The 22384-nt window shown below is 72.2% G+C and carries 18 protein-coding genes; 8 read left to right on the plus strand and 10 right to left on the minus strand.

The window, feature by feature from the left end; genetic code table 11:
• Positions 1-65: 65 nt before the first annotated feature.
• From DEJ49_RS15075 to DEJ49_RS15090, 4 genes are all read right to left on the minus strand, one after another.
• Positions 66-2114 (minus strand): fructose-specific PTS transporter subunit EIIC, encoded by a 2049-nt coding sequence (locus tag DEJ49_RS15075; RefSeq protein WP_150184598.1) that lies wholly within the window; start codon positions 2112-2114, stop codon positions 66-68.
• A 67-nt stretch (positions 2115-2181) separates the two neighbouring features.
• On the minus strand, positions 2182-3129 hold the full coding sequence (gene pfkB / locus DEJ49_RS15080) for a 1-phosphofructokinase (RefSeq protein WP_150188250.1): 948 nt from the start codon (positions 3127-3129) through the stop codon (positions 2182-2184).
• A gap of 50 nt (positions 3130-3179) precedes the next feature.
• Positions 3180-3941, minus strand: coding sequence for a DeoR/GlpR family DNA-binding transcription regulator (locus DEJ49_RS15085; protein WP_150184599.1), 762 nt, complete (start codon positions 3939-3941; stop codon positions 3180-3182).
• A gap of 170 nt (positions 3942-4111) precedes the next feature.
• On the minus strand, positions 4112-4741 hold the full coding sequence (locus DEJ49_RS15090; protein ID WP_150184600.1) for a TetR/AcrR family transcriptional regulator: 630 nt from the start codon (positions 4739-4741) through the stop codon (positions 4112-4114).
• Positions 4742-4886: 145 nt separating this feature from the next.
• Between DEJ49_RS15090 and DEJ49_RS15095 the strand changes: the two genes are divergently transcribed.
• Positions 4887-6140: an extracellular solute-binding protein gene (locus DEJ49_RS15095; protein ID WP_223832844.1), complete on the plus strand. Its 1254-nt coding sequence runs from the start codon at positions 4887-4889 to the stop codon at positions 6138-6140.
• Positions 6141-6270: 130 nt separating this feature from the next.
• Here DEJ49_RS15095 and DEJ49_RS15100 read toward each other — a convergent pair whose 3' ends face one another.
• On the minus strand, positions 6271-7806 hold the full coding sequence (locus tag DEJ49_RS15100) for an MFS transporter (protein ID WP_150184602.1): 1536 nt from the start codon (positions 7804-7806) through the stop codon (positions 6271-6273).
• A 62-nt stretch (positions 7807-7868) separates the two neighbouring features.
• Here DEJ49_RS15100 and DEJ49_RS15105 point away from each other — a divergent pair, with 62 nt between their 5' ends.
• Positions 7869-8900: a helix-turn-helix transcriptional regulator gene (locus DEJ49_RS15105; protein ID WP_150184603.1), complete on the plus strand. Its 1032-nt coding sequence runs from the start codon at positions 7869-7871 to the stop codon at positions 8898-8900.
• Positions 8901-9029: 129 nt separating this feature from the next.
• On the opposite strand, the gene DEJ49_RS15110 is transcribed toward DEJ49_RS15105, so the two are convergent.
• On the minus strand, positions 9030-10028 hold the full coding sequence (locus DEJ49_RS15110) for an RNA polymerase sigma factor RpoD/SigA (protein ID WP_150184604.1): 999 nt from the start codon (positions 10026-10028) through the stop codon (positions 9030-9032).
• A 465-nt stretch (positions 10029-10493) separates the two neighbouring features.
• Here DEJ49_RS15110 and DEJ49_RS15115 point away from each other — a divergent pair, with 465 nt between their 5' ends.
• Positions 10494-11525, plus strand: coding sequence for a questin oxidase family protein (locus DEJ49_RS15115; protein WP_150184605.1), 1032 nt, complete (start codon positions 10494-10496; stop codon positions 11523-11525).
• A 146-nt stretch (positions 11526-11671) separates the two neighbouring features.
• Here the strand turns inward: DEJ49_RS15115 and DEJ49_RS15120 are convergent, their stop codons facing one another.
• Positions 11672-12442, minus strand: a complete 771-nt coding sequence (locus DEJ49_RS15120; RefSeq protein WP_190329358.1) for a dioxygenase — start codon at positions 12440-12442, stop codon at positions 11672-11674.
• Between the two features lie 138 nt (positions 12443-12580).
• Here DEJ49_RS15120 and DEJ49_RS15125 point away from each other — a divergent pair, with 138 nt between their 5' ends.
• Positions 12581-13096 carry a MarR family winged helix-turn-helix transcriptional regulator gene (locus DEJ49_RS15125; protein WP_150184606.1) on the plus strand — a complete coding sequence of 172 codons (516 nt, stop codon included), beginning with the start codon at positions 12581-12583 and terminating at the stop codon, positions 13094-13096.
• A 28-nt stretch (positions 13097-13124) separates the two neighbouring features.
• Here the strand turns inward: DEJ49_RS15125 and DEJ49_RS15130 are convergent, their stop codons facing one another.
• Positions 13125-14648, minus strand: a complete 1524-nt coding sequence (locus tag DEJ49_RS15130) for an MFS transporter (RefSeq protein WP_150184607.1) — start codon at positions 14646-14648, stop codon at positions 13125-13127.
• 77 nt (positions 14649-14725) lie between these two features.
• A complete protein-coding gene (locus tag DEJ49_RS15135) occupies positions 14726-15382 on the minus strand; it encodes a TetR/AcrR family transcriptional regulator (protein WP_150184608.1) in 657 nt (218 codons plus the stop codon).
• Positions 15383-15649: 267 nt separating this feature from the next.
• On the opposite strand from DEJ49_RS15135, the gene DEJ49_RS15140 reads away from it, so the two are divergent.
• A complete protein-coding gene (locus tag DEJ49_RS15140) occupies positions 15650-16933 on the plus strand; it encodes a M6 family metalloprotease domain-containing protein (protein WP_150184609.1) in 1284 nt (427 codons plus the stop codon).
• Between the two features lie 2 nt (positions 16934-16935).
• On the opposite strand, the gene rho is transcribed toward DEJ49_RS15140, so the two are convergent.
• Positions 16936-18114 carry a transcription termination factor Rho gene (gene rho / locus DEJ49_RS15145; protein WP_150184610.1) on the minus strand — a complete coding sequence of 393 codons (1179 nt, stop codon included), beginning with the start codon at positions 18112-18114 and terminating at the stop codon, positions 16936-16938.
• A gap of 352 nt (positions 18115-18466) precedes the next feature.
• Between rho and DEJ49_RS15150 the strand changes: the two genes are divergently transcribed.
• The 3 genes from DEJ49_RS15150 (at position 18467) to DEJ49_RS15160 (ending at position 22356) form a co-directional block, all read left to right on the plus strand.
• Positions 18467-19270 carry a 2,3-dihydro-2,3-dihydroxybenzoate dehydrogenase gene (locus DEJ49_RS15150; RefSeq protein ID WP_150184611.1) on the plus strand — a complete coding sequence of 268 codons (804 nt, stop codon included), beginning with the start codon at positions 18467-18469 and terminating at the stop codon, positions 19268-19270.
• A 186-nt stretch (positions 19271-19456) separates the two neighbouring features.
• Positions 19457-20647: an isochorismate synthase DhbC gene (dhbC, locus tag DEJ49_RS15155; RefSeq protein ID WP_150188252.1), complete on the plus strand. Its 1191-nt coding sequence runs from the start codon at positions 19457-19459 to the stop codon at positions 20645-20647.
• Entirely contained in the window at positions 20644-22356 is a 1713-nt protein-coding gene (locus DEJ49_RS15160; RefSeq protein WP_150184612.1) for a (2,3-dihydroxybenzoyl)adenylate synthase, read from the plus strand. The genes dhbC and DEJ49_RS15160 overlap by 4 nt, the downstream gene beginning before the upstream one ends.
• Positions 22357-22384: the final 28 nt, after the last annotated feature.

The raw sequence follows: 22384 nt of genomic DNA on the forward strand, positions 1-22384 counted from the left end.
ATAGGACTTAGGTCCCGAAGTGACGCAAGTCGCACACTCCGGGACCCGTTGCCCCGCACGGACGCTCAGACCGTCGCCGGTGTCCGCTTCTCCGCCGGCACCGTCTCATCGGCCGCCGGGCCCGAAGGCGTCGTCTTCCGTGCCCCCTTGAGCAGGATGACCACGGCCGTCGACACACCGACACCCGCGGCGATCGCCACCAGGTAGAGGAAGGGCTGGCCGATCAGCGGGACCACGAAGACACCGCCGTGCGGGGCGCGCAGCGTGCAGCCGAACGCCATCGACAGGGCGCCGGTGACCGCGCCGCCCGCCATCGACGCGGGGATGACGCGCAGCGGGTCTGCGGCGGCGAACGGGATCGCGCCCTCCGTGATGAAGGAGGCGCCGAGGAACCACGCCGCCTTGCCGTTCTCGCGCTCGGTCTTGGTGAAGAGACGGCCGCGGACCGTCGTGGCGAGCGCCATCGCGAGCGGCGGGACCATGCCGGCCGCCATCGCCGCGGCCATGACCTTGAGGCTGCCGTCGGTCGGGTGGGCGAGGCCGCCGACCGCGAAGGCGTAGGCCACCTTGTTCAGCGGGCCGCCGAGGTCGAAGCACATCATCAGGCCGAGGATGACGCCCAGGATGACCGCGTTGGCCCCGGACAGGCCCTCCAGCCAGTCGGTCAGCGCGCTCTGCAGCGAGGCGATGGGCTTGCCGACGACCAGGAACATCAGGAAGCCGACCACCGCCGACGAGATCAGCGGGATCACCACGACCGGCATGATGCCGCGCAGCACGGCGGGGATGCGGACCCGTTGGATGCCCATGACGACGGCGCCCGCGAGCAGACCCGCGGCGAGACCGCCGAGGAAGCCGGCGTCGATGGTGACGGCCACCGAACCGCCGACGAAGCCGGGGACCAGGCCCGGGCGGTCGGCCATGCCGTACGCGATGTAGCCCGCGAGGACCGGGACGAGGAAGGCGAAGGCGAGCCCGCCGATCTGGAAGAGCAGCGCGGCCCAGCTGGTGTGGTCCGTCCAGATGAAGTGCTCGGCGACCGACGGCGCCTTGTCGATCTTCCAGCCGCCGATGGCGAACCCGAGGGCGATGAGCAGGCCGCCCGCGGCGACGAACGGCACCATGTAACTGACGCCGGACATGAGCCACTTGCGGAGCTTGGTGCCGTAGCCGTCGCCGCTGTCACCGGCGTTGTCGACGGGCGTGGGGCCCGCCGGGGCGGTCGTCTCGCCGCGCTCGGCCTTCTCCCGTACCTCGGCGAGGAGTTCCGCGGGACGGTTGATGCCCGCCTTCACGCCCACGTCGACGGTGGGCTTCCCGGCGAACCGGTCCTTGTCGCGTACGGGGACGTCGTGCGCGAACACGACGCCGTCCGCGGCGGCGATCACCGCGGGGTCGAGCCGGGTGAAGCCCGCCGAGCCCTGCGTCTCGACGGCGATCTCCACGCCCGCCTCGCGCGCGGCGTTCTCCAGCGACTCGGCGGCCATGTAGGTGTGGGCGATGCCGGTGGGGCAGGAGGTGACGGCGACGATGCGGAAGGGCTCGTCGGAGCCGCTGCCGGAACCGTTGCCCACGGGTGCGGCGGGGGCTTCGGGGGCGGCGACGGCTTCGGGGCCGGAGGCGGCTCCGGGAGCGGCGGGGGCTTCGGGAGCGACGGGGGCTTCGGCGTCCTCGCCGCTGATCAGCGCCGCCGCCTCCGCCGCCGTCGGCGCCGACCGCAGCGCTCCCGTGAACTCCGCGTCCATCAGCTGCCGGGCCAGCGACGACAGGATCGTCAGGTGGGCGTCGTCCGCGCCCGCCGGGGCCGCGATCAGGAAGATCAGGTCGGCGGGGCCGTCCGGCGCGCCGAAGTCGATGCCGCGTGCCGAGCGGCCGAACGCGAGGGTCGGCTCGGTGACGTGGGCGCTGCGGCAGTGCGGGATGCCGATGCCGCCGTCCAGGCCGGTCGGCATCTGTGCCTCGCGGGCCGCCACGTCGGCCAGGAACCCGTCGAGGTCGGTCACCCGGCCGAGGGCCACCATCCGTTCGGCGAGCGCGCGGGACGCCGCTTCCTTGGTGTCGGCGGACCGGTCGAGATCGAGGTCGACCAGATCCGCGGTGATCATCTCGCTCATCGCGGGCTCCTTTGCACGCGTATCGCCCGGTGGGCGGGGGCTGTTGAGGGGACGGCGGCAGGAGGGTTCATGCGGCGGGCTCCGTCAGTACGCGGGTCAGCGGGATCTCCGCCGTCACCGCGACGGCGTCCGGCGCCAGGTCCGCCGGGGTCGGCATCGCGCTGCCGGGGAGCTGGACCGCGGCCGCGCCGTGGGCGACGGCGGAGGCCAGGGCGCGGGGTCCCGAGCCGCCGGCGATGAGGAAGCCGGCGAGGGAGGAGTCGCCGGCCCCGACGTTGCTGCGTACGGCGGCGACGGGGGCGCTCGCGAAGTACGAGCCGGACGCGTCGACGAGAAGCTGGCCGTCGGCGCCGAGGCTGGCGAGGACCGCGCGGGCGCCCGCCTTCCGCAGCTCTTCGGCGGCCTCGACCGCGTCACCGACCGTGGTGAGGGGGCGACCGACCGCTTCGGCGAGCTCCTCGACGTTGGGCTTGACGACGTCGGGGCGTTCGGCGAGCGCGGCGAGCAGCGCGGGTCCCGACGTGTCCAGGGCGATCCGGGCGCCGGCCGCGTGCGCGCGGGCCACGAGCTCCGCGTACCAGGACGGCTTCAGGCCGCGCGGCAGGCTTCCGCAGCAGGCGATCCAGTCGGCGCCCCGCGACCGCTCGCCGACAGTGGTGAGCAGCAGTTCCCGTTCCGTGTCGGAGAGTTCGGGGCCGGGCGCGTTGATCTTCGTGAGCGTGCCGTCGGGTTCCGCGACCGCGATGTTGGACCGCGTCTGCCCGGCCACCGGTACGGGGGCGGCCTCGATGCCCTGCTCGTCGAGTAGTTGGGCGACGAGTGCGCCGGGCGCGCCGCCGAGCGGCAGTACGGCGACGGTCCGCACGCCCGCCGCCGCGACGGCCCGCGACACGTTGACGCCCTTGCCTCCCGGGTCCACGCGCTCGCCGGTGGCGCGGACGACCTCGCCGCGGTCGAGCGCCGGCACTTCGTAGGTGCGGTCGAGGGAGGGGTTGGGGGTGACGGTGAGGATCATGCGCGTACCGGCTGCTTCCTTGCTCGTGCGCGGAGCGACTGCTTCCTTGCTCATGCGCGTACTACTTCCGTGCCGCCGCGTTCGATCGCTGCGGCGTCGTCGTCGGTCAGGCCGGTGTCGGTGATCAGCAGGTCCACGTCGGCCAGGTCCCCGAAGCGCGCGAAGTGCTCCTGGCCGTGCTTGGCGGAGTCCGCGAGCAGCACGACCCGGCGGGCCGCCGCGATGGCCGCCCGCTTCACGGCCGCCTCGGCGAGGTCGGGGGTGGTGAGCCCGGCCTCGGCGGAGTAGCCGTTGGCGGCGAGGAAGAGGACGTCGGCGCGGATCTCGCCGTACGCCCGCAGGGCCCACGCGTCGACGGCCGCGCGCGTACGCTGCCGGACCCTGCCGCCGATGAGGTGGAGCTGGATGCCGGGGTGGTCGGCGAGGCGGGCGGCCGTGGGCAGACCGTGGGTGACGACGGTGAGCGTCGACTCCAGCGGGAGCGCCGCCGCGAGCCGCGCGACGGTCGACCCGGCGTCGAGGACGACGCTGCCCTCGGCGGGCAGTTCGGCGAGGGCGGCGCGGGCGATGCGGTCCTTCTCGTCGGCGGCGGTGCCCTCGCGCTCGGCGAGGTCCGGCTCGAAGTCGAGGCGCCCCGCCGGTATGGCACCGCCGTGCACGCGGCGCACGAGTCCTGCGCGGTCGAGGGCCTTCAGGTCTCGTCGGATGGTCTCCGCGGTGACCTGGAACTCCTCGGCGAGGGACAGCACGTCGACGCGGCCGCCGTCGCGCGCGAGCCGCAGGATCTCCTGCTGTCGCTCCGGTGCGTACATGTCCGTTTGCCTCCGCCGCATGCCCGAGCCTGTGGTTTCACCACGAGAGTACGGCCGGGTTTCCGGAAAGTAAACAGAGTCGGGCGCGACCCGGACACAAACGGACTTCGGTCACCGCGCGAGGTTGCTTTGGGCCCGCGCCGCCACGGGCCTACGACCCCGCCACAGACCTACGGCCAGGGAAACGCGTCCAGCGCGGCGAGGCAGCGCTCGGCGAGCGCGGCCGGACCGTCGCTTCCCGAGGAGTCCCCCGCCCAGGTCTCCACCCCCACCCGGACCGCCGCGCTCGCGACCGCCGCCGCGAGCCGCAGATCGAGGGAGTGCGCGGCGTCCGCCCGCTCCCCCAGCCCCGCCCGCTCCCCCAGCACCGCCAGCAGCGTCTGCTCCGACGCGTGGCACGCGTCCGCCCACACCGCCCGCAGCGCCGCGCTCTCCACCGCCATGCGCAGCAACGACCGCACCCAGTCCAGGGACTCCATGGCCCCCGCGGTCTCCGCCCCGAGCGCCTCCCTGACCGCGTGCCGCAGCGCGTCCGGAACGGACAGCTCCGCCGGTGCCGCACGCACCGCCTCCGCCCACTGCTGCGCGCCCGCCGTGAAGAGCGGTGCGACGGACTCCTCCTTGGTCGGGAAGTAGCGGTAGAACGTGCGCGGCGCGACGCCCGCCGCCCGCGCGATGTCCTCGGCGCGGGTGGCCCGCAGCCCGTCCGCCACGAAGAGCGCCGCCGCGGTACGGGCGATGTCCAGGCGGGTCTCGTTCTTGCGTCGCTCCGTGAGCGAAACGGGAGGCATGTCAGGCATGCCAGGCAGGTTATGCCAGCACCCCGACACGGGCTCATCGGCACTTACTGCCCGTATGGCAGAATCTGCCACCGCCAGAGGCGCATCGACGAGGCTGCTCGCCGTCGTCGGATGCGCGCGGACAAGCAGAAGGTGGCAATCAGCGGTGCGTCGTCGGCAGTTCCTTCTCCACACGGCCGGTCTCACCGGCGCCACCGCGCTCGGCGCCGCCGGCCTCAGCGCCTGTTCCGCGGAGACCGACACCCCGCTCAAGCTCCTCGTCGCCAGCTACGACAAGAGCGTGGGCTCCTCCATCGGCGACCAGTGGGGCAGCCTCATCGGCGCCTTCAAGAAGGCCCATCCCGGCATCGGCGTCGACCTCGAACGCGTCCCCTTCGCCAAGCTCGACCAGACCCTGGCCCGGCGCGTGAAGGACGGCGACGCCCCCGACATCGCCCAGTCCAACCTCTTCGCGCCCTACGCCGAGGACGGCAAGCTGTACGGCGCGTCCGACCTGTTCGACGTGCGCACCGAGGGCGACTTCATCCGCTCGTACGCGGAGGCGGGTATGGTCGACCGCGTCCAGTACGGCCTGCCGTTCCTGGCCAGCACCCCGCGGCTCTTCTACAACAAGGCGCTGTTCAAGCAGGCCCGTGTCAAAGCGCCTCGCTCCTGGGCCGAACTGCGCGACGCGGCCGTGGCGTTGAAGGCGATCGGCGTGCCCACGCCGTACGGCCTGCAGCTCGGCCCCGAGGCCGCCGAGGACGAGATCCTGGCCTGGCTCCTCGCGGACGGCGGCGGCTACGCGGGCCTCACCGGCTACGACTTCGCCAACCCCAGCAACATCGACACCCTCACCTGGCTGCGCGACAACCTCGTCACGCGCGGGCTCGCGGGCGCCGACCCGAAGTCGCTGACGAGGACGGACGCGTATGCCCAGTTCCTGCGCGGGAAGATCGGCATGCTCATCGCCCACCCGGTCCTGATGGGCGCGGCGGACCAGGCCAAGTTCCCCTACGGGCACGCCCCGTTCCCCCGGAAGCTGGGCGGCGCCGCGCCGCCCGTCGGGCTCAACGACTGGCTGATGGCGTTCAAGCAGAACGGGCGGCGGGAGCAGTGCGGGACGTTCCTGAGCTACCTGTACGGGCGCAAGTCCGCCCTCGCGTACGGCGGGAGTCAGTCCGCTCTGCCCGTGACGAGCTCCGCGTCGGACGCGCTGCGGAAGGATCCGAAGCAGCGGCCGATGTGGGACTTCATCGATCAGATGCCGGAGGCGCAGTTCCAGCCTACGAATCTCGGGTCTTGGCCCGAGGTTCGTGGCGCGGTGCGTCGCCGGATCGGCGAGGGAGTGGTCAAGGGCGGTAGCCCCAAGGAGGTCCTGGAAGGCCTTGACGCGGTGGCGGCGCAGGCGGAGCTTTAGCGCTCCGCTGGTCGGTCGGTTCTTCACTGCGGGCCGGTTGTGGCTGGGCGCGCCCCGCGGCGGAGCCGCAGATCGTCACGGCCCCGCGCCCCTGGAGCTACCCGGCGCGGGGAAACCGTACGACCACCCCTCACTGCGTCAGCACGGGCTCCTTCCCCAAAGCGTCCACGGTCACCGCACCGTCGTCCCCGCCGCCGCCCTCGACATGCTGCTTCGGCTTTGCCGGGAGGGCGAACATCACCAGGAAGATGACGGCGAGCACGGCCGCCACCCACCACAGCGCGTTCTGGAAGCCGTCCACGAACTCCGCCGGAATCCGGTCGGGCCCGACGTGTTCGTCGATGACTCCGAAGAAGACCACCGACACGAGGCCGAGGCCGAGCGCCGTGCCCATCTGCTGCACGGTGTTGATGAGTCCGGAGGCCGAACCCGCGTGCTCCTGCGGGACGTCCGAGAGGACCGCGTCCGTGAGCGGGGCCACGATCAGGCCCATGCCGACGCCCATCACGACCAGCGGGAGCGCCATCTGCCAGGGCGCGATGTCCGTCCCGTACCGGCCGGCCTCCCAGATGTAGATCAGGACGCCCGCGGCCATCGCCACGGCGCCGGTCTGCAGCACCTTGCGGCCGAAGCGGGGCACGAGCTTCTGCACGGAGATACCGGCCGCCGCCGAGACGGCGATCGAGAACGGCACGCCCGTCAGACCGGCGCGCAGCGCGCTCCAGCCGAGGCCGATCTGCATGTAGAGCGTCCAGACGAGGAAGAAGATGCCCAGTGTGATGCCGAAGACCGTCTGCACCGCGATGCCCGCGGCGAAGCTCTTCACCTTGAACAGGGACAGCTCGACGAGCGGCGAACCGTCCTTCGCGGCCTTCCTCTTCTCGTACGCGACGAGTGCGCCGAAGACGGCGAGGGACCCGGCCATCATCACGTAGCCCCAGGTGGGCCAGCCGAGCTCGCGGCCGCGGGTGAGCGGATAGAGCAGCATCAGCAGACCGGCGGTGACCAGGACGACGCCGACGAGGTCCAGCTTGAGGGCGCGCGGCGCCTTGGACTCGCTGATGAACTTCCGGCCGAGGATGACGCCCGCGATGCCGACCGGCAGGTTGATGAGGAAGATCGGCCGCCACTCGAGGCCGAAGATGTTCCACTCGGTGAGCAGCGCGCCGAGCAGCGGTCCGGAGACCGCGCCGAGCCCGACGATCATGCCGAAGAGGCCGAAGACCTTGCCGCGCTCGTGGGCCGGGAAGGTCGCGTGCACGATCGACAGCACCTGCGGCACCATCAGCGCGGCCATGCCGCCCTGGAGGATGCGCGACGCGACCAGCATCTCCGGGTTCGCCGCGAAGCCGCAGAGCGCGGAGGCGACGGTGAACCCGGTGATGCCTATGAGGAAGATCCGCTTGCGGCCGTGGATGTCGCCGAGCCGCCCGCCGGTGACGAGGCCGGCGGCGAAGGCGAGCGAGTAGCCCGCGGTGATCCACTGGATCTGGCTGAACGAGGCGCCCGCGTCACGCTGGATCGACGGGATGGCGATGTTGACGATCGTGACGTCGACGAGGTCCATGAAGGCGGCCGTCATCACGATGGCCAGGGCGAACCAACGCCGCCGGTCGCCGGCGGCCGCCGGTGTCCCGGGAGCGGAAGTGGTGCTGGGTGAAGTCATGCGGCAAGGCTAGAGGCCATATAGGTCAGGTCGTGTCCTAGTTCTCCGGCATCCTGGTCGGTATGACGACGGATGCGGCGGACGACGGTACGAGGACGGCGAAACTGGGCGCGGCTTCCGGTGTCGGTACCGGCACCGACACTCCAGCCCGGCTCTTTCAACTGCTCTCCCTTCTGCAGACGCCCCGTGAGTGGCCCGGTGCCGAGCTCTCCGAGCGGCTCGGCGTCAGTCGGCGCACGGTGCGGCGGGACATCGACCGGCTGCGCGACCTCGGCTATCCGGTGCGGGCGAGCCAGGGCGCGGCCGGCGGCTACCGTCTGGTCGCGGGCAAAGCCATGCCGCCGCTGGTCCTGGACGACGAGGAGGCGGTGGCCATCGCGGTCGGGCTGCGGGCCGGGGCGGGGCATGCGGTGGAGGGCGTGGAGGAGGCGTCGGTGCGGGCGCTCACCAAACTGGAGCAGGTGCTTCCGGGGCGGCTGCGGCACCGGGTCTCCGCGCTGCAGATCGCGACGACGCCGCTGACCAGCGGGGACGGGGCGAGCATCGCGCCGGAGACGCTGACGGTGATGGCGTCGGCCGCGGCAGGGCACGAGCGGCTGCGGTTCGCCTACCGCGCCGGGGACGGCACGGAGTCCCGGCGGCTCACCGAGCCGTACCGGCTGGTGTCGACTGGGCGCCGCTGGTACCTCGTGGCGTACGACATCGACCGCGAGGACTGGCGGACCTTCCGCGTCGACCGGGTCTCCGAGCCGTTCGCGACGGGCGCGCGGTTCGTGCCGCGGGAGCTGCCGCGGGGGGACGCGGCGACGTTCATCCGCGAGTCGATGTGGCGCGGACGTCAGCGCACGTACGAAGTGGACGTCGCCTTCGCGGCGCCCGCCGACTTCGTCACCGCACGGCTGCCCTCGGCACTGGGCCCCGTCCAGCCGGTGGACGAGCACAGCTGCCGCCTGCGCTGCGAGGCCTCGGACTCCGTGGAGTGGCTGGCGGTCCGGCTGGCGGTCATGGACTGCGACTTCAGCGTGCGGGGCCCGCGGGAACTGGTGGAGTGCGTGAGAGAGATGGGCGCACGCCTGACCCGATCAGCAAGCTGACCCGATCCACGATGTGCCCCGGCCCGTGACCCGCTCGCACGGGATCGCAAGGGCGGGTGGGTGGGGAAAACGCGCGAAGCGCGACGGCCCGAGCCCACGGCGCCGAGTGATCCCCCAAAGGCCGGCCGCCTAGGCCGCCGCGTCGAACCCCGTGTCCCGCGCCAGCTTCTTCAGTTCGAGCAGCGCGTGCTTCTCGATCTGGCGGATCCGCTCACGCGTGAGCCCGTGCTCCTTGCCGACCTCCGTCAGCGTGCGCTCACGGCCGTCGTCGATGCCGTACCGCATCTTGATGATGGACGCCGTGCGCTGGTCCAGGCGGCCGATGAGGCCGTCGAGCTCCTCGCTGCGGAGCAGCGAGAGGACGGACTGCTCGGGCGAGACGGCGGACGTGTCCTCCAGGAGGTCGCCGAACTGCGTGTCGCCCTCGTCGTCCACGCCCATGTTCAGCGAGACGGGGTCGCGCGCCCAGTCCAGGACGTCCGTGACGCGCTCGGGCGTCGAGGACAGCTCCGCGGCGATCTCCGCGGGCTCCGGGTCGCGGCCGTTCTCACGGTTGAACTCGCGCTGCACACGGCGGATCCGGCCCAGCTCCTCCACCAGGTGGACGGGGAGGCGGATGGTGCGGGACTGGTCGGCTATGGAGCGGGTGATGGCCTGGCGGATCCACCACGTGGCGTACGTGGAGAACTTGAAGCCCTTGGCGTAGTCGAACTTCTCGACCGCGCGGACCAGGCCCGCGTTGCCCTCCTGGATCAGGTCGAGGAGGGGGAGGCCGCTGCGCGGATAGCGGCGGGCGACCGCGACGACCAGGCGGAGGTTCGAGCGGATGAAGACGTCCTTGGCGCGCTCACCGTCGGCGACGAGGGCTTCGAGCTCCTCGCGGTCCGCGGTGACCTTGCTGTCCTCGACCTCTCCGTCCAGGATCTTCTGGGCATAGACGCCCGCCTCGATGACCTGGGAGAGCTCCACTTCCTTGGCGGCGTCCAGCAGCGGCGTACGCGCGATCTCGTCGAGGTACATGCCGACCAGGTCGCGGTCGGCGATCTCCCCGCCTACGGCGCGAACACTGCGTGCCGCGTCGGTCTCGCCGGAGGCGGACTTACGACGGGCGACGGCACGGGTTGCCATGCGTGCTCCCTTGCGATGGTTGTCCTGGTCGGCCCACTCGTGGGGCCTCTGTGGTGGATGGCACACCCTCGGGTGCCCTGCATCCGATGGAAACAACGACTGGAATCCGGACAGAATTCCCAAGCCGCGCATCTTTTTTCTTGACGGTGCAGTACCCTGTGGCGCCGCACGGGCGCCCTGGTGCCTCGGAGGGCTCGGAGATGCAGGTCAGGCCGGGCTTCGAGGGCCGGTTCCTGCCGGAAGAGCGCGGCGCCATTGGCTGCTCTTCCCTCGTGAAGACGGTCCGCGCACCCTGTTGGTTGCTCAGGGCGCTCGAGTCCGGTCCTCCGCTCTCCGCCCTGATCGTGTGCTCCGTTACGCGCCGAGTACTCATGTCCAGTCGAACCGAGTCGTCATGTCCTCGGCCCCGGGACCTAGGGCCCGAGACCGTTACCCGACGCCGGGGCGGCGGCCTACCGTCCCCCCATGGATCACAGGAGCGACACCTCAGGCGTCCTCGACGAGGCCCTGGAGCGGCTGCACGCCACCGGGCCCGAACGGCTCGGCCGGCTCACCAACCACGCCCCGATGGCCGTCGAGGCGCTCGCCGCGCGCGGGCAGGCCGCCGCCGTCCACCGGTGGCTCGATCTCTACGCCCCGAAACTGGAGGAGTTTCCCGCCCCCGTGGAGCCGGTCACCGAGGTGAACTGGGCCGCGGCACTGGGTGACCCGCGCCGCGCCGCCGACTGGATCGCGTACTTCGAGCGGCAGATCGCGGAGCGGCCCTGGCGCGATGTGCTCGCGCAGTGGTGGCCCCGGCTGCTGCCCGGTCTGTACGGCGGCTCGACGCACCCCGTGATCCGGGTGGGCCATGCCGTGCGCACGCTGGAGGAGGGCGGCACGGACGCGGGGCCCCGCCTCGCGGAGCTCGCCCACGGCCTCGGCTACTGGGCTGCCCGCCACCGCCCTCTCGTCGGCGTGGCCGTACTGCCCGGCGTCCACGGCACCGCCGCCGACGGCCTGGACGCGGTGCCGCCCATCGCGGACCGCGCGGACGGCGGTTTCCCCGCGCGGCTCGCCCGGGTCGAGGGGATCCCGGCGTGGGCGGCCGCCGTGGACGACCCGGAGGAGGCCCGGCGCAGGCTGGCCGAGCTCGTGCGGGCGGCCACGCACCGGTACGCGACGCACGGCCACGGCGAGGAGACGATGCTGGTGCACGCGGCGACCGCGCCCAACGCCGTGCTGCGCGCGCTGCCCGCGCTCCCCCGCGCCCTGTGGGTGCCGAGCCTGCGGGCGGCGTGGACGGCGTCGGCCGCCGTCACCGCGATGTACGCGCCGGATGAGCCGGTGGCGTACGAGCCGGTCGGGGACCTCGATGCCGAGGAGGTCTTTGCGCGGGCGCTCGCGCATGGGGACGAACACGTGATCAAGTTCGCGGACACGGCGTTGGACGTCGGTGATCAGCGGGCGCTGGGGGCGGTTCTGCGGGCGGTTGAGCTGAGCGTGCCGCTCGGCTGAGACGGGCTTCGTCCGCGGGCCCGCCGTGGCTGGTCGCGCAGTTCCCCGCGCCCCTGGCTGCGACACCGGGCCGTAGTCCAGAAGTACCGTCGCAGGGGCCCGCGCCCCTGGAGAACGCCCCTTCGGGGCTACTGCCCCCTCCCCCCTCAGCCGAACTGCACCGACCTCTTCGCCAGTCCCATCCAGAAGCCGTCGATCACGCTCCGCTGTCCCCTCAGATCGCCCGTCGCGTCCGCCGCGCCCAGCGTCACGAACAGCGGCGCGAAGTGCTCCGTGCGCGGGTGGGCGAGCTGTCCCGCCGGGGACTTGTGCCCGAAGTCGAGCAGCGCGTCCACGTCGCCCGCCTCCAGCGCCTCGTGCCCCCACGCGTCGAACTCCGCCGACCAGGACGGGACGCCGCCCTGCCGCAGCGCGGCGAGGTTGTGCGTGAAGAAGCCGCTGCCGACGATCAGGACACCCTCGTCGCGCAGCGGCGCCAGCTTGCGGCCGATGTCCATGAGGCGGCGCGGGTCGAGGGTCGGCAGGGAGATCTGAAGCACGGGGATGTCGGCGTCCGGGTACATCTCCACGAGCGGGACGTACGCGCCGTGGTCGAGCCCGCGGTCCGGCACGTCCTGGACGGGCGTGCCGGAGGCGTGCAGCAGTTTCCGTACGGAGGCGGCGAGTTCGGGGGCGCCGGGCGCGGCGTACGTCACCTGGTAGTAGTGCTCGGGGAAGCCCCAGAAGTCGTACACGAGGGGCAGTGTCTCGGTGGCGGACAGGGCGAGCGGGGCCTCCTCCCAGTGCGCGGAGACCATGAGGATCACCTTCGGGCGCGGCAGCCCCGCGGACCAGGCGGCGAGCTCGCCGGGCCAGACGGGGTCGTCGGCGAGCGGCGGTGCGCCGTGGCTGAGATACAGGGCGGGCATGCGGGACATCGCGCACCTCCGGCGAGCGGACCGAACAGTCACTTGATTACTTGAAACCTATGGTTACTTGAAACCTCAAGCTTTACGGTCGACATCGTACGACTGGTTTGTTCAAAATTCAAGGAACAACCTCGTACAGTGGGGTACATGGATACGGCAGCGACCCCTCCCCCGGCCGGCGAGCCGCGCTGGCTGGACGGCGAAGAGCAGCGCGTCTGGCGGGCCTACCTTCAGGCGACGACCCTTCTCGACGATTTCCTCGACCGTCAGTTGCAGCGCGACGCGGGCATGCCCCACATGTACTACGGCCTATTGGTCCAGTTGTCCGACGCCCCGCGGCGGCGGCTCCGGATGACCGAGCTGGCCAAGAAGATGAAGATCACCCGGTCCCGTCTCTCGCACGCCATAGCGCGCCTGGAGAAGAGCGGCTGGGTGCGCCGCGAGGACTGTCCGTCCGACAAGCGCGGGCAGCTGGCGATCCTGACCGACGACGGGTTCGAGGTGCTCCGCAGAACCGCTCCCGGCCATGTCACCGCCGTCCGCCAGGCCCTCTTCGACCGGCTCACCCCGGAACAGCAGAAGGCCCTCGGCGAGATCATGCAGATCGTCGCCGAGGGACTTCAGCCCGAGGAGGCCGGGGCGGACCTCCCCTGGCTCCGCTAGGTGCCGTCGGTGCCGCGTCGGGCCCGGGTCAGTGGGCCATCACCGGGATCTTGACCTCGTCCTCGGCACCGTCCGACGAGTCGGCGGAAGCCGACGTGCCGCCCTGGTGGCCGGTGGTGATGAACGTGGCCGCGATCAGCGCGGAGGCCACCAGGATCCCGACCGCCCACCAGATGGCGCTGGTGTACCCCTCGACCATGGCCTGCGCCTGGAGGAGCTTCGGGTTGGTGGCGCCCGCCGCGTGGTCCGTGAGGTACGCGGTGGTCGCCGAGGCGGCGATGGTGTTCAGGAGGGCCGTGCCGATGGCGCCGCCCACCTGCTGCGAGGTGTTGACCATCGCGGAGGCGACACCGGCGTCACGGGCCTCGACGCCGTGCGTGGCCAGGGACATGGCGGGCATGAACGCCGTACCCATGCCGAGGCCCAGCATCAGCTGCGCGGGCAGGATCAGACCGGCGTACGAGGTGCCGATCTCCAGCTGCGTCAGGAGCAGCATGCCGACCGCCGCGAGCAGGAAGCCCGGGGCCATGAGCAGCCGCGGCGGGACGCGGGTCATCAGGCGGGCACCGATCTGCGTGGAGCCCGTGATCATGCCGACGATCATCGGCAGGAAGGCGAAGCCGGTCTTGACCGGCGAGTAGCCCTTCACGATCTGCAGGTAGTACGTGAGGAACAGGAACAGGCCGAACATCGCGATGACCGCGAGGCCGAGCGACAGGTAGACACCGCCGCGGTTGCGCTCGGTCAGGACGCGCAGCGGCAGCAGCGGCGACTTGACCTTGGCCTCGGTGAGGACGAACGCGGCGAGCAGCACGACGGAGGCGACGAACATCGTCACGGTCACGGCGTCGGACCAGCCGTCGGACTCGGCGCGGGTGAAGCCGTAGACGAGCGCGACCAGACCGAGGGTGGACAGGACCACGCCGGGGATGTCGAGCGGCGAGCGGTTGCGGCCGCCGGCCGGCTCACGGATGACGAAGTACGCGCCGAGGGCGGCGATCACCGCGAACGGGATGTTCACGAAGAAGGTCCAGCGCCAGTTCAGGTACTCAGTGAGGAAGCCGCCGAGGATCAGGCCGACGGCGCCGCCGCCACCGGCGATCGCGCCGTAGATGCCGAAGGCCTTGGCGCGCTCCTTGGCGTCGGTGAACATCACCGCGAGCAGCGAGAGGGCGGCGGGCGCGAGCAGCGCGCCGAACACACCCTGGAGGGCGCGGGCGCCCAGCATCATGGCCTCACCCGTCGCGGCGCCGCCGAGCGCGGAGGCCGCGGCGAAGCCGACCAGGCCGGTCACGAAGGTGCGCTTGCGGCCCCACAGGTCGGCGATGCGGCCGCCGAAGAGCAGCAGACCGCCGAAGGCGAGCGCGTAGGCCGTGATGACCCACTGGCGGTTGCCGTCGGATATGCCGAGGTCCTGCTGCGCGGAGGGCAGCGCGATGTTCACGATGGTCGCGTCGAGGACGACCATCAGCTGGGCGAGCGCGATGAAGACGAGCGCCTTCCAGCGGTTGGCGTCGGGCCCGGTGTCGGGCCTGAGGGCTGTTTGAGACATGGGAGTAGCCACCTAGCGGTACGGAGTGGTGAAAAAGGTACGAAAAGTAATGGGCGAAAAGCGCGGGGCGGTGCGGGTCAGTGCTGCCGGAGGTCCTCCAGCGTCGCCGCCGCCCCCGGAAGCTCGGACCGGGCGGGCGCCATCAGGCCGTCCAGGAACAGCTGCAGATGGCGGTGGATGAAGCGGTCCATGTTCGGGCAGGCCGTGCCCGGCAGCGGCCGGGTGAGCTGGGAGAGGGCGACCATCAGGTCACCGACGGCGATGTCGGTGCGCAGCTGGCCGGCCTCGCGGGCCCGCTCCATGAGGCCTTCGATGGACTGCTCCAACCGCTCGCGCGAGTCGAGCAGGTCGGGGTGGAAGGGGTCGAAGTCGGCCGACAGCATCGGGCACATGGCCCCGATGCGCTCCTCGGCCGCGGCATGCACGAAGGTGCGCAGCGCGGCGAACGAGGCGCTCGCGTCGGCGTTCGCCACGGCGATGCCCTGCTCGGCGTGGGCCGCGACGCGGTCCGTCACATAGAGGACGACCTGCCGCACGAGCTCGGCGCGGTCGGCGAAGTGACGGTAGACCGTGGCGTTGCCGACACCGGCCCTGCGCGCGACCTCGTCGAGGGGTACGTCCGGTCCGTACTCCACGAACATCTCGCGTGCGGCGGCGACGATCCGCTCCCGGTTGCGCAGGGCGTCGGCCCGCGGCCGCGGGACTCGGCGCTGCGGGGCGGTGGCGGTGTCCACGGCTGCTCCTCGTGTGTCGGTCGGGGAAGATGGTGCGCGATGTGGGGAGTGACTCCCCGTTTCACGCGGACACAGTGCTAAACGGGGAGGGAGTCCCCGGATATTTCCCGCACCCCGACTTAATCCATGTGAGCCGGGTCACACCTGTCTCGGGCAGGAATCCCACGATCGGTCGCACCCAACGAGCGTCCTCGCACCCTCCGGCGGAGGGTGATCGAACAGGGTGCAGCCATGACCGGCGGCTGCCGCGGAGCGGAAGGCCCATGCATGCAGCAGCCGACCTGGCGCCGGATACGCCCCGCCCGCCGGGGCGTCGCCCTCGGATCCGTCGCCGCGCTCGCCCTCGCGGTCACCACGTCGGCGAGCACCGGACGCCTGATGGAGGGCGCGCGGAGCGCGGCGGGGCCGGTGGCCCTGGCCCGCGGCACCACCCTCGGCCCCTGCATGATCAGCGGCACGATGGGCGTACAGATGACGGAGGGCGTGCCCACACCGCCCGGCTACTCCCGCTCCACCGGCACCGTCCGGGCCCTGAACCTGATGGTCGACTTCTCGGACGCGCCCGGCCAGGGCAGCGCGATGGACCGTCTCGCGGAGTTCTTCCCGCAGACCTCGGAGTGGTTCCGCACCAGTTCGTACGGTCGCCTCGACTACCGCCCCGAGTCCCCCCTGCCGGACTGGCTGCGGATGCCGAAGTCGTTCAAGGAGTACGGGATAGAGCGCGGCGCCCCCTTCGATCCCGGCTACCGCACGCTGGTCGAGGACATCGTGGCGGCCGCCGACCCCGACGTGGACTTCCGTGCGTACGACCTCGTGAACATCCTGATCACCCCGAACGCGGGCCCCTCGGCCCTCGACACCGTCCTGTCGGTGACTTTCGCGGGCAACCACGAGGCGCCGGTCGCGGACGGCGTCCCCGTCTCCAACGCGTCCTTCGTCTACAGCCGCCAGGACGACGGCTCGGGCAGCTACCGGGAGACGGGCTACCGCGTCCTGCCGCACGAGAACGGCCACGTCTTCGGCCTGCCCGACCTGTACACGCAGGACGGCGGCGGGGCGGTCGGCCACTGGGACATCATGAGCGAGGACTGGGGCGCCAACAACGACCTGCTGGCCTGGCACAAGTGGAAGCTGGGCTGGCTCGACGACGACCAGGTGGGTTGCGCGGCGGGCTCCGGCACGACCGAGCACACCCTGTCCCCGCTGGCCCACCCGGGCGGCACGAAACTGGCGTTCGCCCCGCTCGGCGAGAAGACGGGGTACGCGATCGAGGCCCGCGCCCCCGGCGGCAACGACGAGGCGGTCTGCAAGCCGGGCGTCCTGGTCTACCGCGTGGACGCGGAGGTCGACACCGGCCACGGCCCGGTCACGGTCTCCGACGCGACCCCCGACAGCGGCGGCTGCACGCGCCGCCCCAACGTCCACGCGGAGCTCTCCGACGCGACGTACGGCGTCGGCGAGACCTTCACCGACCGCAAGACGGGGGTGCGGGTCACGGTGGCCGGGGTGACGGACGACGGCGACTACCGCGTGCACGTCACGCGGCCGTAGCGTCACGCGGCCGTGGCGGTGTCGTCGCGGGGCAGGGACCCGGGCACGGTCTGCCGCACCTGCCGCAGGAAGGCGGCGTTGCTGGGCGTCTTGCGGATCCGGTCGAGCAGCGCCTCGAAGGAGTTCTGCCCGTGCAGGGCGCGCCGGAGCCCGCGTACGGCAGTCAACTCGGCGTCACCGACGAGCAGTTCCTCTCTCCGCGTGCCGGAAGGGGTGATGTCGATGGCGGGGAAGACGCGCCGGTCGGAGAGGGTGCGGTCGAGGCGGAGCTCCATGTTGCCGGTGCTCTTGAGCTCCTCGAAGTAGTAGTCGTCGGCGCGCGACCCGGTGTCCACGAGCACGGTGGCCAGCATCGTCAGGGAGCCGCCTTCCTCGGCGAGGCGCGCGGCGCCGAAGAGCCGCTTCGGCCCGTGCACGGCCGCCGCGTCGACACCGCCGCTGAGGGTGCGGCCGCTGCCGGTCGCCGCGTTGTTGTACGCGCGGCACAGCCGCGTCAGCGAGTCGAAGAGCATGACGACGTCCCGCCCGTCCTCGACCATGCGCTTGGCGCGCTCGACGGCGAGTTCGGCGAGGGCGATGTGTTCCTTGGCGGGCCGGTCGAAGGTCGAGGCGAGCACCTCGCCGCGGACCGAGCGCCGCATGTCGGTGACCTCCTCGGGCCGCTCGTCGAGCAGGACGACCATGAGGTGGCACTCGGGATGGTTGCGGGCGACCGCCGCGGCGATCTGCTGCAGCAGCACGGTCTTGCCGGTCTTCGGCGGGGCGACGATCAGTCCGCGCTGCCCCTTGCCGACGGGCGCGACGAGGTCGACGAGCCGTCCGGCGACGGGCCCGCCCTCGGTCTCCAGGCGGAGCCGTTCGCGCGGGTGCAGCGGCGTGAGCTCCCGGAACCGCGGCCTGCCGCGCAGGGCCTCGGTGACGCGTCCGTTGACGCGCTCGACGCCAGCGAGCACGCGGGGCTTCCCGCAGACGCCCTCGACGAAGTCGCCGGAGCGCAAGCCGAGTCGGCGGACGAGCGCGGCGGGCACCTGCACGTCGCCGTCGCCCGGCAGGCAGCCGGCGCCCCGGAGGAACCCGCGCCCTTCTCGGACGATGTCGAGAACTCCCGCGCAGGAGTGGTCAGTTGCGGATACAGCCGCAGTGACGGTGAGGGGAGGCTGTTCGATGGTTGTGGCAGTCATGATGAGGGTCCTTTCGCGACATGCGAAGAAGAGGGCCCGGCGGGACGGCAGTGGTCACGTCGCGCACGTCGGGCGGAGAGAAAGCTGCCGAGCGAGAGTCCGGTCGGCAGTACGGAGAAAGAAGCGGGTCGCGCAGAGAAGGCGACCTGAGACGGTACGGGCGCCCAGGACGGGGCGTACACACGTACCTCTCGGAAGGTAGCACAGGGACGACCGGCCGGGACAGGCCCTGAGTCGACACACGATTCGGCACGATCCGACACCCGAGGCGACTTCCGACCCTGTAAACCTCCCCCCAGGGGTTTTACGTTAGGTTAGCCTTACCTAACGAGTTGGGGGAGGTCTCTCACACATGCGCTCACACATGCCCGAGGGCGAGTTCGCCGGGCGTACCGCTCTGGTGACCGGCGCGGGCCAGGGCATCGGCGCCGCGGTGGCCGCCGCGCTCGCCGCCCGCGGCGCGCACGTCGTCGCCACGGACCGCGACGCGCACGGCGTCGACGAACTGGCGGCCGCCTCGCGAGGCCTCTCCGGCACGGTCACGCCCCGCGTCATGGACGTCACCGACGTCGCCGCGGTGACGTCGGTCATCGACGGCATCGTCCGCGACCACGGCGCACTCGACCTCCTCGTGAACGTCGCGGGCATCCTGCGCGGCTCCGCCGTCGCCGAACTGACCGACGCCGACTGGGCCGACACCTTCGCCGTGAACGCCACCGGCGTCTTCCACACGTCCCGCGCCGCCGCCTCCCACATGACGGCGCGGGGCTCCGGCTGCATCGTCACGGTCGGCTCCAACGCGGCCGGTATCCCGCGTACCGGCATGGCCGCGTACGCCGCGTCGAAGGCGGCGGCCGCCGCGTTCACCAAGTGCCTCGGCCTGGAGATCGCCCGCAGCGGCGTGCGCTGCAACGTCGTGGCGCCCGGCACCACGGACACGGCCATGCAGCGCGCGCTCTGGCCCGACGGCACGGCGGCACAGGCGCCGGCGGGGGTGCTCGACGGCAACCTGGAGACGTACCGCACCGGCATCCCCCTCGGCCGTATCGCCACGCCCCACGACATCGCCGACGCGGTGGTCTTCCTCGCCTCGGACCGCGCCCGCCACATCACGCTGCAGGAGCTGTACGTGGACGGCGGCGCGACGCTGCGCTGATCACCGCGCTGCGCGAGAACCCCACCGCGAGGCTGCGCTGATCACGCCGCTGCGCCAGAGCCCAGCCCCACCCCCGCGCACACACCACCCGAGCCCCGCCCGAGAATTGGAGCCACTGTGTCGACGGCACCCGAGGTCGCCACGCACGACGAGCACGCCCCGCACTCCACCCCCGCCCCGCACGCCATCCCCGCCCCGCTCGTCACGACCGCCGAGCAGGCCAACCCCGTCGTCGGAGCGGCGACTTCGCTCCTGGCCGCCTACACCCGGGGCGACCGGTTCCTCGCGACGCCCACCCGCACCCTGCTCGCCGAGGGTGTGCACGCGCATGTCCCGCACGACGACCGGCCGTTGCCGCAGCGCGTCGCCGCCACCCTGGCCGACGCCCGAGGCACCGGGACCGGTGAGCCGTACGTCGTCGGCGCCGTCCCCTTCGACCCCACCGCGCCCGCCGCACTCGCCGTCCCCGCGGCCCTGCGCACCGCGCCCCCGCTGGCCGCGGACCCGCTGATCGCGCTGCCCGTAGAGACGGCGGACGCCACCGGCTGGCGCATCCGTCCGGTGCCCTCCCCCGAGGAGTACGGCGCGGGCGTCGCCGCCGCCGTCGACCGCATGTGGCGCGGCGACTTCAGCAAGGTCGTCCTCGCCCGCACCCTCGAACTCACCGCGCCCGCCCCGCTGGACCTCCCCGCGATGCTCCAGCGCCTCGCCCGCCGCGACCCCTCCGGCTACACCTTCGCGCTGCCGACGGCGCCGGGCCGCACCCTCATCGGCGCGAGCCCCGAGCTGCTCGTCTCGCGCCACGGCAACCAGGTCGTGGCGAACCCCCTCGCCGGCTCGACGCCGCGCAGCGACGACCTCGCCGAGGACGTACGCCGCGCCGCCGCACTCCTGGAATCGGCCAAGGACCTGCACGAGCACTCCGTCGTGGTGGACGGCGTGCACCAGGCGCTGGCCTCCTTCTGCACGGACCTGACCGTCCCGGCCCGCCCCACCCTCGTCCGCACCGCGACCATGTGGCATCTGTCCACGACGGTGACCGGCACCCTCACCTCCTCCGACACCTCGGCCCTCGAACTGGCCTGCGCCCTGCACCCCACCCCCGCGGTGTGCGGCACGCCCACGGCGACCGCGCGGGAGGCGATCCGCGAGACGGAACCGTTCGACCGCGGATTCTTCACCGGCGTGGTCGGCTGGGGCGACGCGAACGGCGACGGCGAGTGGGTCGTGACGATCCGCTGCGCCGAGGCGGAGGAGCGCAGCCTGCGGCTCTACGCGGGCGCGGGCGTCGTCGCCGCGTCGGACCCGGCGGCGGAGACCGCGGAGACGGGCGCGAAGTTCCGTACGTTCCTGGACGCGGTGGGGGCGGAGCTGTGAGCCTTTCACTCGGGTCACTCGGGTCACTCGGGGAGGACGCGCCCACCTGGCCGCGGGAGTTCGCGGAGCGCTACCGCGCGGCGGGTTGGTGGCGGGGCGAGACGTTCGGCGGGATGCTGCGCGAGAGAGCCGCCGCGCACCCGGACCGCGTGGCGATCGTGGACCCGGGCGGCGCCGGTGCGGCGGCGCGCCGCTGGACGTACGGGGAACTGGACCGCAGGGCCGACCGCCTGGCCGCGGGCCTGCTGGCGCGCGGGATCGGCAAGGGCGACAAGGTGGTCGTCCAGCTCCCCAACATCGCCGAGTTCTTCGAGACGATCTTCGCGCTGTTCCGCATCGGCGCGCTCCCGGTCTTCGCGCTGCCCGCGCACCGCGAGACGGAGATCCGCTACTTCTGCGAGTTCACCGAGGCCGCCGCGTACGTCATCCCGCAGCAGGTCGGCGGCTTCGACTACCGCGGACTCGCGGCGAAGCTGGTCGACGAGATCCCGACGCTGCGGCACGTGTTCGTGGCGGAGGGCGACGCGGGCCCGTTCGAGGCGCTGTCGGACGTGGCGACGGACGTGGCCCCGGACATGGCGACGGAGCCGACTACGCAGCTACCGGCTGCACCCGCCCCCTCCGACCTGGCGTTCCTCCAGCTCTCCGGCGGCAGTACGGGCGTGCCGAAACTGATCCCGCGCACCCACGACGACTACATCTACTCCCTGCGCGGCTCGAACGAGCTGTGCGCGGTGGACGAGGACAGCGTCTACCTGGTCGCCCTCCCCGCGGCCCACAACTTCCCGCTCTCCTCCCCCGGTTCGCTGGGCGCGCTGTACGCGGGCGCGCGCGTCGTCCTGTGCCCGCAGCCCAGTCCGGAGGCCGCCTTCCCCCTCATCGAGTCCGAGGGCGTCACCATCACGGGCCTCGTCCCGCCGCTCGCCCTGCTCTGGACGGAGGCGGCGCCGGCCACCGCGTACGACCTGAGCAGCCTGGACGTACTCCTGGTCGGCGGCGCGAAATTCAGCGAGGAGGCGGCGCGCCGGGTGAAGCCGGCGCTCGGCTGCACGTTGCAGCAGGTCTTCGGCATGGCAGAGGGGCTGGTCAACTACACACGCCTGGACGACGACCCGGAGACGATCGTCACGACCCAGGGCCGCCCGATCTCCCCGGACGACGAGATCCGCGTCGTCGACGACGAGGACAACGACCTGCCGTTCGGCGAGACGGGCCACCTGCTGACGCGCGGCCCGTACACGATCCGCGGCTACTGGCGGGCCCCCGAGCACAACGCCCGCTCCTTCACCGCCGACGGCTTCTACCGCACGGGCGACGTGGTGCGCCTGACCGCGACCGGCCACCTCGTCGTGGAGGGCAGGGCGAAGGACCAGATCAACCGGGGCGGCGAGAAGGTCGCGGCCGAGGAGGTCGAGAACCACATCCTCGCCCACCCGTCCGTGCACGACGCGAACGTGGTCGCCGAGCCGGACGCGTACCTGGGCGAGCGGACCTGCGCGTACGTGATCCTGCGCGCGGACGCGGAGCCGATGCGCCCGGCCGCGATCAGGAAGTTCGTACGGGAGAGGGGACTCGCCTCGTACAAGGTGCCCGACCGCGTCGAGTTCGTGGAGGTCTTCCCGCAGACGGGCGTAGGAAAGATCTCGAAGAAGGCGCTGCGGGAAACGGCGCAGCGGGAAACGGCGCTGAGGGAACCGGCGTCGTCCTGACAGTCCCGCCCCATGCCCCGCACCTAGC

The sequence above is a fragment of the Streptomyces venezuelae genome (assembly GCF_008642335.1).
Lineage (GTDB): Bacteria > Actinomycetota > Actinomycetes > Streptomycetales > Streptomycetaceae > Streptomyces > Streptomyces venezuelae_F.

Coding starts and splice junctions, on each gene's coding strand:
- DEJ49_RS15075 (WP_150184598.1), bottom strand. CDS start 2,114: ATGAGCGAGATGATCACCGCGGATCTGGTCGACCTCGATCTCGACCGG.
- pfkB (WP_150188250.1), bottom strand. CDS start 3,129: ATGATCCTCACCGTCACCCCCAACCCCTCCCTCGACCGCACCTACGAA.
- DEJ49_RS15085 (WP_150184599.1), bottom strand. CDS start 3,941: ATGTACGCACCGGAGCGACAGCAGGAGATCCTGCGGCTCGCGCGCGAC.
- DEJ49_RS15090 (WP_150184600.1), bottom strand. CDS start 4,741: ATGCCTGACATGCCTCCCGTTTCGCTCACGGAGCGACGCAAGAACGAG.
- DEJ49_RS15100 (WP_150184602.1), bottom strand. CDS start 7,806: ATGACTTCACCCAGCACCACTTCCGCTCCCGGGACACCGGCGGCCGCC.
- DEJ49_RS15105 (WP_150184603.1), top strand. CDS start 7,869: ATGACGACGGATGCGGCGGACGACGGTACGAGGACGGCGAAACTGGGC.
- DEJ49_RS15110 (WP_150184604.1), bottom strand. CDS start 10,028: ATGGCAACCCGTGCCGTCGCCCGTCGTAAGTCCGCCTCCGGCGAGACC.
- DEJ49_RS15115 (WP_150184605.1), top strand. CDS start 10,494: ATGGATCACAGGAGCGACACCTCAGGCGTCCTCGACGAGGCCCTGGAG.
- DEJ49_RS15120 (WP_190329358.1), bottom strand. CDS start 12,442: ATGTCCCGCATGCCCGCCCTGTATCTCAGCCACGGCGCACCGCCGCTC.
- DEJ49_RS15125 (WP_150184606.1), top strand. CDS start 12,581: ATGGATACGGCAGCGACCCCTCCCCCGGCCGGCGAGCCGCGCTGGCTG.
- DEJ49_RS15130 (WP_150184607.1), bottom strand. CDS start 14,648: ATGTCTCAAACAGCCCTCAGGCCCGACACCGGGCCCGACGCCAACCGC.
- DEJ49_RS15140 (WP_150184609.1), top strand. CDS start 15,650: ATGCAGCAGCCGACCTGGCGCCGGATACGCCCCGCCCGCCGGGGCGTC.
- rho (WP_150184610.1), bottom strand. CDS start 18,114: ATGACTGCCACAACCATCGAACAGCCTCCCCTCACCGTCACTGCGGCT.
- DEJ49_RS15150 (WP_150184611.1), top strand. CDS start 18,467: ATGCGCTCACACATGCCCGAGGGCGAGTTCGCCGGGCGTACCGCTCTG.